The sequence below is a fragment of the Enterococcus sp. BSD2780061688st2 D3 genome, from assembly GCF_005844145.1.
GTDB lineage: Bacteria > Bacillota > Bacilli > Lactobacillales > Enterococcaceae > Enterococcus_B > Enterococcus_B durans.
Genome location: NZ_SPHN01000007.1, coordinates 14,360 through 26,492, shown reverse-complemented (window position 1 = coordinate 26,492; position 12,133 = coordinate 14,360). Strand labels below are relative to the sequence as shown.

4 protein-coding genes and 1 other annotated feature are annotated in these 12,133 nt (G+C 41.0%); all 4 genes read right to left on the bottom strand.

What is annotated here, in order from left to right; genetic code table 11:
- Positions 1–15: 15 nt before the first annotated feature.
- Complete coding sequence (locus FGQ66_RS07145) at positions 16–330, bottom strand: PTS cellobiose transporter subunit IIB (RefSeq protein WP_005877971.1); 315 nt, start codon at positions 328–330, stop codon at positions 16–18.
- A gap of 176 nt (positions 331–506) precedes the next feature.
- The gene (locus FGQ66_RS07140) at positions 507–6,821 is read right to left on the bottom strand and encodes a cell wall associated biofilm protein (RefSeq protein WP_138302052.1); all 6,315 of its coding nucleotides are present in this window, start codon (positions 6,819–6,821) and stop codon (positions 507–509) included.
- A 352-nt stretch (positions 6,822–7,173) separates the two neighbouring features.
- Positions 7,174–9,588, bottom strand: coding sequence for a leucine--tRNA ligase (gene leuS, locus FGQ66_RS07135; protein ID WP_138302051.1), 2,415 nt, complete (start codon positions 9,586–9,588; stop codon positions 7,174–7,176).
- Positions 9,589–9,715: 127 nt separating this feature from the next.
- Positions 9,716–9,923, bottom strand: a binding site (T-box leader).
- Positions 9,924–9,993: 70 nt separating this feature from the next.
- Positions 9,994–11,967 carry a LysM peptidoglycan-binding domain-containing protein gene (locus FGQ66_RS07130; RefSeq protein WP_138302050.1) on the bottom strand — a complete coding sequence of 658 codons (1,974 nt, stop codon included), beginning with the start codon at positions 11,965–11,967 and terminating at the stop codon, positions 9,994–9,996.
- Between the last annotated feature and the right edge of the window lie 166 nt (positions 11,968–12,133).

Sequence of the window (12,133 nt, the reverse complement as noted above, 5' to 3'; positions counted from 1 at the left end):
TTTATCCACTCCTAATTAAATATTCTCCTCAATTAGCCCTGCCAAATTTTGGATGCCGGATGGAATGGGTACATAAGCTTGAAATGGAATGCTTACTACTGGTTTATCCACCGTTTTACCTAGTTTAACAAATTTATCCAGAAACATTGTGGTTTGAGGGCTGATCAAGAATAAATCAAAGTCACTGTTCTTGATCATTTTATCACCTTCGGTAGCAGAAACAGCATCCACCATAATGTCTTCGCCTTTGTCTTTAAATAATTCTGTTGCCTTTGACGCCATCATAGAAGATGACATCCCTGCTGCGCAAATAATCAATGCTTTTTTCATTGTTTTCCACTCCTTATGTTTTATTCTTTCTATCTAAGAGTTTACAGAGTAAGCGTTTGCTTTTCAAAATAAAAACTTCCGTATCATTAAGGAAAGGAATTACATTTTCTTGAACGTACAAATGAACGTACAAAAAAAGCGTGTGACCACAAGTGATCACACACCTTTTAACAATGTTAGTTTATCTCAAAATTGAATTGTACAGCATACTGTGGCTTCAACGGATCAGTCAAACTATCAAAATCAAAGTTTTGGCCGACTGTACCGTAAAGTGAAAAGGCAAAGGAACTTGTCTTTTTCGGTAAAGTCACTAACTCTGTTTTCTGTGATAGATTTTGACCGTTCTCAATCAAAGGAATCTTAGCATCGTTGTAGTTATTCGACATTAAAAGATCGATGTCTGTTAGCTTCTCTGTTTGAGACTGACTCGTCATAGACGCCACTGACACAGTCAGTTCTTCATTAGAGTTGTTTTGGATTTGATATTTTGGTGATACGATTCCACCACTTTCTTTACTTTCAGCAAAAGAAATACGTGCTGGGATCGTCACATCGACATATCCTTTCAAATTCATTTGGATCTCTAACTCACCTGAAAGATCTGTTGTATTCCCATATTCATCCGCTAAAGTAAGGACAAATTTATGCGTTCCTACTGTTAAATCAGTGAAGTCCGCATTATTTTCATAGGCTACCGTTACTTTGATTGCTTCAGGTGCCGTCCAGTTATCGAAAGGTTCCCCATCTAAATAATCTCTTGCATTTGGTTCTGCACTCCCTTTTTGGAACGCTAAATTTTCTTTCAGTTTTCCTTGTGGCCCTGTTGTGTCCACAATGTTTGCTGATATCTTCATTGGTGAAGACTTGTTGCCTGCTTCGTCCTCCAGTTGGATATACGCATCAAGCGAAGTTCCTGGATTCATCCCTGCAATAGATGTTGCTGATCCGTCTGCATTGACTAAATGGAATCTTATATCCTTAGATAACGTCCAGTTGTCATTTACGGACGTAAAAAATTGGCGAAGTTCAGCTTGGCTTAAATCGCCAGTTCTACGAGCTTCGATATCCATATGCTCATTTTTTACAGTTCCCGTTGGCGCTTGCGTATCGTTGATCCGAACCAAGGCTCTTTCAAAACGTTTGCTATTTTTTTCTTCATCCGTTGCTGTGATTGCTAATATATAATGGTTATTTGCAGTATTTGGACCTAGTGAAGATAAACTACCTGAGCTCTTCAAAGTGATATCTTCGAGATAGCTCCAGTTATCTGATAACTCTTCAAAAAATTGACGCAATTCTTCTTGCGTGAAATTCCTCGATCGATCTGCTTCCATCGTCACCCTGGATGTTTTAACTCTTCCTTCTGGGGATTGTGTATCAACGACCGTATAGTTTGTTGTTGTCTGCTGTGTTGCATTTGTTACTTTGTTACGGATCGTAACATTTGCTTGACCTGCTTTCCCTGGTTCCCAGCCATTCGCTGATTCAGGTGTGGAAAAATCATAATGCTCATCGACCATACTAGGTAACCCTTGGAACCATGATTTGATCGTCTCTTTCGATAGTGCAGGCATCCGTTGTGCTTGGATAAGCACATTAGGTTCAATCACAAAAGACGTCAAGAAAAATTGAACAGGATAAGACCGCTTGTTTCCTGCCTCGTCGGTCAATGTCAATGTTGCTTGTTGCAAGATGACACTTGGTGAAAAATCTACGATGGATCGATCCATTGTAGGTGTGATGTTTTTATGTTCTGACCAGTTATCGGAAAGTTCACCACTAAAGAACGTCAACAATTCTTCTCGGCTCCAATCGCCTTGGGTACGATACTCAAAAGTAGGTATCACAGTGTTCAATGTGCCTGTTGGTGCTTGGGTATCCACGATTTTGAATTCTGCATATCTACTATATTTATTTCCAGCTTCATCATAGATATCGATGTACGCCCAGTTATCACCAGGACCTCTTCCAGCAAGTTGTATGATGCCATGATTATCTGTTGCTTCAATTCGAATATCTTCCGGCAAGCTCCAGTTGTCCTGCAAATCGCCATCAATGAATTTCAACAAATCTTCGCGTGTCCATTCGCCCGTTCTTCGTGCTTCGATTTCCACGCCCTTCGTTTTGATTGTCGCAGTTGGTGCTTGGGTGTCGACAATGCGGATAAAGCTTCCAATTGGAAATGACTGATTTCCTGCTTCGTCTTTTAATCGAAATACGCCCGTTACTGTTTTTCCTGGTGCTATGCCAGCAACAGTTGTTATCCCATCATAGAAGGATAACTGAACCTTCATATCTTCTGGCAACGTCCAATTGTCATTCATCGTCGTGTACATTTTCCGTAACTCTGCTTGGCTAAGGTCTCCGCTTCTACGAGCTTCAACCTCGATATTATCTTTCATGGTTCCTGTTGGGCGTTGTGTATCTACAATACGAATCGATACACTCATCCTTGATGACTTATTTCCTGCTTCATCTTCTAGTTGAAGGTGAAAATTATGCGTACCTGGTGCCTTACCAGCGACAGTTGCCGCTGCCCCGTTTGCATCGACTAAATGTATTTTTATGTTCTCTGATAATGTCCAGTTGTCACTTATCAGTATGATATGCCAACGTAGTTCTGCTTGGCTGAGATTGCCACTTCTACGAGCTTCTGCTTCCACATTATCTCTTGCAATTCCCGTTGGCGCTTGGGTATCTACAATACGGATCGGTATACTCATCCCCAATGACTTGTTTCCTGTTTCATCTTCCAGTTGAAGATAAAAAGTGTGGGTACCTGGTGCCTTACCTGCAACGGTTGCTGCTGCCCCATTTGCATCAACTAAGTGAACGTTTATATTCCCTTGTGACGTCCAATTATCACTCATTGTTGTGAGAAATCCTCGTAGTTCCGCTTGGCTAAGATCGCCACTTTTGCGAACCTCAATCTCCACCTCACCTTTTACAGTTCCTGTTGGTGCTTGGGTATCGCGAATGAGTAAACTCACTTGATTCTTAGGACCAGGGATCGTTTGATTTCCGAATTCATCCGTCATTAATAAATGCCCTGTAATGACTGTTCCTGGTTTTTGATTGACATCCACCGCAACATACCCAGTTCCTTGAGGTACGACTACTGCCAATGAAATATCAGCAGGCAGTGACCAGTTATCCGAAAGACCACCATCTACAAATCGAAGAAGTTCTTCACGCGTCAATCCACCAGTTCTGCGAGCTTCGACAGCGACTGTTTCGCCTTTGATTGTTGCTGTTGGTGCTTGCGTGTCCACGATACGTATCGTTGTGCTGGGATTTAATGACGTATTCCCTGCTTCATCCTCCAAACGTATATAGCCCAACAAACTAGAAAGTGGTGCCTTACCGACAATGGATAATGGGGTACCAGAAGGATTGACTAAATGAATTTTCAAGTTCTCTGGTAATGTCCAGTTGTCGCTCATCGTTGTAAAAAATCCCCGTAATTCCGCTTGACTAAGTTCGCCACTTCTACGAGCTTCAATGTCGATTGTTCCACTTTTTACAGTTCCCGTTGGACGTTGGGTGTCTACAATCCGTATACGTATATACATCTGAAAAGATTTATTTCCTGCTTCGTCTTCTAGTTGAAGGTAAAAAATACCGGTGCTTGGTTCCTTACCCGCAACTGTTGTCGCCGTTCCGGTTGCATCAAGGAGATGTACTTTCATATTTTCTGACAATGTCCAATTATCGCTTATCGTAGAGAAAAATCCTCGTAACTCAGCTTGGCTAAGATCACCACTTCTGCGAGCTTCAACCACCTCAACCTCACTTTTTACAGTTCCTGTCGGTGCTTGCGTATCTACAATCCTTATCGTCACACTCGTTCGTGCTGACTTATTCCCGGCTTCATCTTCTAGTTGAAGGTAAAAATCATGTGTACCTGGTGCTCTTCCTGCAATTGTTGTTGCCGTTCCGTTTCCATCAACTAAATGTACTTTCATATTTTCTGACAATGTCCAATTATCGCTCATCGTCGAGAAAAATCCTCGTAACTCTGCTTGGCTAAGATCGCCATTTCTGCGAGCTTCAATCGTAATATCGCTTTTTACGGTTCCTGTCGGTGCTTGTTTATCCACGATTTTGAATTCTGCATAGTTACCATTTTTATTTCCAGCTTCGTCATAAATATCTATATAAGCCCAAGTATTACCAGGTGCTCTTCCTGCAAGCGGATAAATCCCATTGTTATCTGTTGCTTCGATCCGAATATTTTCTGGCAAACTCCAGTTATCCTGTAAATCGCCATCAATGAATTTCAACAAATCGGCTCGTGTCCAATCTCCACTTCTTCGTGCTTCAATTTCAACTCCTTGAGTTTTGACTGTAGCTGTTGGTGCTTGGGTGTCTACAATGCGTATCCGCTTGCTTCCAACATTTCTCGAAATATTTCCTGCTTCATCCTCCAGTTGAAGGTAAAAAGTAGTTTCTGTACCCGGTGCCTTACCTACAACAGTTGTCGCTGTCCCAAAGTCATCCACCAAATATACTTTTATGTTCTCCGATAACGTCCAATTGTCATTCAGCGTCGTGAAAAGTTCTCGTAGTTCCTGTTGGCTAAGATTTGTACTTCTGCGAGCTTCCACATCGATTGTTCCACTTTTTACAGTTCCTGTCGGTGCTTGGGTATCCACGATTTTAAATTCTACATATTCACCATATTGATTTCCAGCTTCGTCATAAATATCTATGTAAGCCCAAGTATTACCAGGTGCTCTTCCTGCAAGCGGATAAATTCCATTGTTATCTGTCGCTTCGATCCGAATATTTTCTGGTAGGCTCCAATTATCCTGTAAATCGCCATCAATGAATTTCAGCAAATCGGCGCGTGTCCAACCTCCCGTTCTTCGAGCCTCAATTTCAACGCCTTGCGTTTTGAATTTAGCGGTTGGCTTTTGTGTATCTACAATCCGTATCCATACCTCCAGCCGAGAAGATTTATTCCCTGCTTCATCTTCTAGGTAAAGGTTAAAAATACGGGTGCTTGGTTCCTTACCTGCAACTGTTGCCTCCGCTCCGTTTACATCAAGGAAATGTACTTTCATATTTTCTGACAATGTCCAATTGTCGCTCATCGTCGAGAAAAATCCTCGTATCTCTGCTTCGCTAAGTTCTCCACTTCTGCGAGCTTCAATCGTAATATCGCTTTTTACAGTTCCTGTCGGACGTTGTGTATCTCTAACCGTATACCGAGTAGTGAATGTGTGTGTCGTACCATTCGAATTATGTTTCATAACCACTGTAGCAGTTCCTGTTGCGCCAGGTGCCCAACTAGCTGGACCTGTTGCGGAAAACGTATAGTCATTCGAATTTGACGGCAGTGTAGTAAACCAGGATTTGATCGTATCTTGAGACAATTCGTTCCTAGTAGCTTCTACATCAACGCTGTCTTTGATCGCAACAGATGGCTTTGGATTATTCACGACGATTTCTCCGATAACTGCATCGGAATAATTCACATCTGCGATTTTTTTGGAGTAGTTATTGACCTCTGGTGCAACAGCAGTTGTTCCCATTGTTAAGTTTCCTAAAAGACGTATAGTATCCTTTTCATTCGTATCAATAGTCGTGGCTTTCGTCCTTACGATCGTCACATTGATTGTCACTTGACGACCACTAATAGTAGGTGTTGCCGTAACAGACAAATAAGACGGCACACCGGACCACCTCAGATTATTCAACGTATATGGATTTGAGAAGGATGGATGATTTCCATAATACATCTGCTTAAAATAATAATCAGGTGCAGTGCTCAAATTACTAGCGATCCAAGAAATCCAATCGTTCCCTACGCCTTGCACCATCGCATACGCATCAAAAGTGACTGTAAATCTTTGAACTGCTCCTGCTTCTGCTCCTAAAGTCAATGTTCTATTCGTAGCTCTCTGCATCTTACCCTCAATATAAGCACTTCTTCCATTATTGACTAAATAAGGGCGATACGCGTTAAGGTTAGGTAACGAGTAAGTGCTCATCCGCATCGCTTCTGGCAAGACCATCAGCTGTTCTGTTTCCTCCTCTTTTGGCAAAACTGGCGAAGGTAGTCCATTTCCTTCACTACTTTCTTTCCCGTCTTCTGCAGAAGGAGTGGTCGTCTCTACTGTTTCTTCAGATGTTTCCGGAATAGGTGGTTCCGTAGTCTCTACTGTTTCTGGTTGTTTCGGTTGTTCTGGTTGTTCTGGTTGTTCTGGTTGTTCTGGATTCGAATCCTCTGTAGTTGGTACTTCAGCAGGTTCCGTATGTACAGGTTCTTCTGCGGTCGATTCAGTCGTTGGAGGGTTGCTTTCGATCGCTGGTAGTTCATTTTGCTCTTGTAAACGCTGAACCAATTCCGTGTCAATTTCAACTGGTGCCTCTTCTGCAAAAATGGTGACTGGAAAAAGGCAGTGTTGGAATAATAAGAGCGAAGTGGCTATTGTTCTAAAATTTTTCATTTGCAAATGTTCTGTCCCCCTTTCTAGTTCTAACATCATGAGCCTATCTAAAAATCATCTTATCTTAAAGCATTGCTTTTTCTTATTCATTCAAGTGCAGCCACTCATCGAAACGATGACTTACAAAAATCAACGGTTCTCTTATTTTTCATACATCCCCCCAAACATCATAAAATCCCCACACTAAAATTATCCATGATTCTATTATTAGAAGAAAACCTTTTTTTACCGACAGATTGGTAAAATAATACCTTGAGAAGGAAAAAAGAGCAGGAAAAAGTATGGGTACTTTTTCCTGCTCTAAATGGCGGGCTATCGTCTTTTTTTATTTTTTATCCCTGGATTCTGCTAATATAGTTACTTTTTTCTAGCTATATTGCCGAATTTCTTAGTTTGCTACGATGTTGACCAATTTATTTGGCACCACGATCACTTTACGCACTGTTTTGCCTTCGATATTTTCTTTGATCAACTCGTTTTCTAAGGCTAGTTTTTCCAAATCTTCTTTTGCTAGGTCACGAGCAACGTTGGCTTTTGCACGAACTTTTCCGTTGACTTGGAAAACTACTTCGATTTCATCTTCCACTAAAGCAGCTTCATCATATGTTGGCCACTTAGCATAAGAAATACCACCTTCATTGCCTAAGATCGCCCATAGTTCTTCTCCCATATGTGGTGCGATCGGTGCAAGCAACTGAACGAAACCTTCAATATATTCGTAAGGAAGAGCATCTACTTTATAGGCTTCATTGACAAAGACCATCAATTGAGAGATTGCCGTGTTGAAATGCAGTGTTTCATAATCTTCCGTTACTTTCTTCACTGTTTGGTTATACACTTTATCTAATTTGCCATCGTTCAAAGTAGTGATACGATCACGCATTTTGTTGTTTTCGTCTACGATCAAGCGCCAAACACGATCTAAGAATTTACGGCTACCTTCTAAGCCATTTTCACTCCAGGCAATCGATGCATCTAATGGGCCCATGAACATTTCATACAATCGTAATGTATCCGCACCATATTTAGCTACAACATCGTCAGGATTCACTACGTTCCCACGAGATTTAGACATTTTTTCATTGTTTTCGCCTAGGATCATTCCTTGGTTATATAGTTTTTGGAATGGTTCTTTTGTTGGAACGACACCGATATCATATAAGAATTTATGCCAGAAACGTGCATACAACAAATGAAGTACCGCATGTTCTGCTCCACCGATATAGATATCTACTGGTAACCAACGTTCTAATTTTTCGTAATTGGCTAGTTCTTTTTTGTTGTGTGGATCGATATAACGCAAGTAATACCATGAGCTGCCCGCCCATTGTGGCATCGTATTGGTTTCACGACGTCCTTTTTTACCTGTTACAGGATCGGTCACATTGACCCATTCATCAATGTTCGCAAGTGGTGACTCCCCTGTTCCACTAGGTTTGATGTTTTCCGTTTTAGGTAAGCGTAAAGGTAGTTCTTCTTCTGATAAAGCAGTGACTGTTCCATCTTCCCAATGGATGATCGGAATTGGTTCACCCCAGTAACGTTGACGTGAAAACAACCAGTCACGTAAACGATAGCTAGTTTCTCTTTTACCTACGCCATGTTCTTCCAACCACGTGTTCATTTTTTCGATTGCTTCTTGTTTGTTCATTCCATCTACGAAACCAGAATTGATATGCGCACCATCTTCTGTATACGCAGCTTCTGAGATATCTCCGCCTTCAATTACTGGCATGATTTCTAAATCAAATTTTCTAGCAAATTCATAATCACGTTCATCATGCGCAGGTACTGCCATGATTGCGCCTGTACCGTAAGAAGCTAACACATAATCTGCGATCCAGATTGGGATTTCTTTCCCGTTGACAGGGTTGATAGCGTACGCTCCAGTAAACACACCCGTCTTTTCTTTCGCTAGGTCTGTTCTTTTAAGATCCGATTTTTTAGCTGTTTCTTCAATATAAGCTTCGACTGCTTCTTTTTGTTCAGGTGTCGTGATTTCTCGCACTAAGTCAAGTTCTGGTGCTAATACAGAATAAGTTGCGCCAAATAACGTGTCGGGACGTGTCGTAAAGACCGTATACGCTTTGTCTGTACCCGCTACTTTAAATTCTACGTTGGTTCCAACTGAGCGACCGATCCAGTTTCTTTGCATTTCTTTGATGCTTTCTGGCCAATCGACTAACTCTAAATCATCTAAAAGGCGATCTGCGTAAGCTGTGATTTTCAACATCCATTGACGCATTGGTTTGCGTACGACATCATAGCCACCACGTTCGCTTTTTCCGTCGATAACTTCTTCGTTTGAGATAACTGTTCCAAGCTCTGGCACCCAGTTCACAGCTACTTCTGCTTCATACGCTAAGCCTTTTTCATATAGTTTTGTAAAGATCCATTGTGTCCATTTATAATATTCTGGATCAGTTGTATTGACTTCACGGTTCCAGTCATAACTAAACCCTAAAGAATTGATTTGACGTCGGAATGTTTCAATATTTTTTTGGGTAAATTCAGCAGGATCATTCCCAGTATCCAACGCATATTGTTCTGCGGGAAGACCAAATGCATCCCACCCCATCGGATGTAATACATTGAATCCTTGGCTTCGTTTGAAACGAGAAAGGATATCTGTTGCTGTATAGCCTTCTGGATGTCCTACGTGTAAGCCTTGTCCAGATGGATATGGGAACATATCCAATGCATAGAATTTAGGTTTTTCATGATCGTCATGGGTATTGAAGGTATTGTTTTTTGCCCAATATTTTTGCCATTTCTTTTCAACTTCTTTATGGTTATAACTCATTTTCTATCCCCCTGCTCTATTTTCCATCTTATAAAGATGAATACAACGAATGTCTTTGCACGAGCAATCCATTCGCCTGTTTTCTAATCAAAGAAAACAAAAAAATCCTATAAAAAGATTGCTCTTTTTATAGGACGTAAACTACGTGGTACCACCTAACTTTGCCTTTTTGAAAAGGCCTCGAACGTTGTAACGGTCGTCACCGCCTCTGCTTACTTCTATTTTCAGCAGATGCAACTCAAAGGCGAGTTCAAAAGCGTCCGTACACATTTCCACCAGCCATGTGCTCTCTAAAACTTTCGTCTTTTTACTACTTCCTTTTCAAACGTTGGTTTATTAAAAGTGTAGGTTCATAGTAACAAATAAATGACATAAGTTCAATTATTATTTGAGTGGTTCAAGCATTTATTTTGCTACGATCAATTGTTGGCCTGGATAAATGAAATTGTTCTTGATATTGTTCCATTCGATCAGTTGGTTCATCGTGATGCCATGGCTATCAGCGACTCCCCAGACAGATTCTCCCGCTTTGACCGTATATGTTTTTTGCCCAGTCGTTGGTGCAGATTGAGTAGTCCCTTTTTTGACGATTACTTGCTGCCCTGGGTAAATGAAATTATTCTTGATATTGTTCCATTGGATCAATTGATCCATCGTGATGTTGTGCTTATTCGCAACGCCCCAAACAGACTCTCCTGCTTTGACTGTATAAATCGTATCGCCAGTTGATGCAGTACTTGTCGTATTCGAGGTATTCGGCGTGCTTGGCGTTGTTGCTGTTGTAGTTGAAGAAGTGTTCGTGCTAGTTGCAGCACTTCCGCCTTTAACGATCAACTGTTGCCCTGGATAAATGAAATTGTTTTTGATATTGTTCCATTGGATCAATTGGTCCATCGAAATACCATTTTTATTCGCAACACTCCAGACAGACTCACCCGCTTTGACTGTATAGGTACTTCCTGTATTCGTTGTTGCACCTGTATTCGTATTGGTATTATTTGTCGTATTTTGGTTGGTCGTCGCTGAACTGCTTGAAGAACCATTCGAAACGACTAATTGTTGTCCTGGATAAATGAAATTGTTTTTGATGTTGTTCCACTGGATCAGCTGACTCATTGATATACCATATTTATTGGACACGCTCCAGACGGAATCGCCTGATTTGACCGTATATTTGGTACCAGAAACTGCCGTGTTCCCTGCATTAGAACTACTTGATGCGTTCCCAGTATTCGTCGTAGTGGAAGAAGAGCTTCCCCCATTTGACACAATCAATTGTTGCCCTGGATAAACAAAATTATTTTTGATGTTGTTCCATTGGATCAGTTGATTCATTGAGATACCGTGGTCATTTGCGATCTTCCAAACAGAATCACCTGATTTGACTGTATATTTTGCACCAGAAGTTTGACCAGTACCTGCGGAAGTATTACTGTTTCCAGAAGAATTGGTATTATTTCCAGAGTTGTTTGTTGAAGAACCGGTTGTTTGACCACCTTTGATCGTTAACTTTTGTCCTGGATAAATAAAATTATTTTTGATATTGTTCCATTCGATCAACTGTGACATACTGATGCCAAATGAATTCGAGATTCCCCAGACAGAGTCACCCGATTTGACTGTATAAGTAGTTGAAGTAGTTCCAGTACTCCCTGTATTGGTGTTACTACCCGTATTTCCAGTATTTGTGTTGCCACCAGTCGTTGCACCACCGCCAGCATTACCGCTTGCTGGTGTATCATATTTTGTTAAGCCGTAAGTTAAAATGATATTGTTCAATTTTCCAGCATAACTTGGGTCTGTTGCATAGCGTCCAGTCAAGTAAGCTGTTGCATCTGTATAGGATTTCGTATTGCTTTTCCAAGTACCTGCATAATAATAGCCATTACCAAATGAAGTATTACGTAAAACATAGGCGTTGTCACTGAATGATTCCGCAAAAGAAGGGTATTGACGGAATGGTTCTTTCTTAGTCACCCACTGATTGTTCAAGTATTCAAGTGTATCCATATAAACGGTTTGTCCTTGGTAGCTACCCTTGATACCAAATAAATTGTGATACGGTGCTTGGGACAACGCGCTACTACCCCAACCACTTTCAACGACCGCTTGGGCGATCATCACGGAGGCGTATAAATCATTGGCTTGTGCAATTGGTTGAGCATAAGTCGCGATTTCCGTAATAAATGCTGCAGTATTGATTCTTGCACCAAATTGAGTTGGCGTTTGATCAGCATTTACTGGCACTGGTTGTATCAACGGTGCCGCTACAGAACAGCCTACCATTGCAGTACCGACTAGTGCGGCACTACGTTTTACTTTGCGGAATCGCTTGGTCTCTTCTAAACGTCTGCGTTCCTTTCTTGCAATGTTTTCCATCTTCTATCCTCCAAATTCTGTTTACAATTTCTCTACTATTATAACAATTATAACTTCTCTTAAACTTTATTAAAAGTTATTTAAGACTCATTATCCTTATTGTAACCAGACTGTAATTTTTCGTAATTTTCCATATGTAGGAAAAAATAAAACGTTGGTATGACTA